Raw genomic sequence first — 300 nt, 5'->3', positions numbered from 1 at the left:
TCAACAAATTCTAGAAATACAGGCAAACTGAGTCCTTTAGTTGATTTATTCATTGACAAGATGATACTCCTCATTCGTTAATTCAAAGCTTTCTTTCAAGCCATCACTCAGATAAACGCCTTGCTCCTTATCAATGAAAACAGCTTCTACACCGTCAATCTGATTGATAAAGTCAAGACCTTTTTCCACACCTAGTAAGAAGAGAGTTGTGGATAAGGCATCTCCTTGGATAGATGTTTTGGAAAAGACTGTCACACCTGAGATATCATTTTCCACAGGATAGCCAGTTTTGGGATGAAG

At 38.0% G+C, this 300-nt stretch carries 1 protein-coding gene; it reads right to left on the bottom strand.

The window, feature by feature from the left end; translation table 11 throughout:
- Positions 1 to 45 precede the first annotated feature (45 nt).
- Positions 46 to 300, bottom strand: a 255-nt coding sequence (locus C1E99_RS14340; protein WP_193441833.1) for an FAD:protein FMN transferase, incomplete at its 5' end; no start/stop codon positions are given.

It is taken from the genome of Streptococcus suis (assembly GCF_002964045.1).
Taxonomy (GTDB): domain Bacteria; phylum Bacillota; class Bacilli; order Lactobacillales; family Streptococcaceae; genus Streptococcus; species Streptococcus suis_U.
This window is presented reverse-complemented; position numbering and strand designations above follow the sequence as displayed.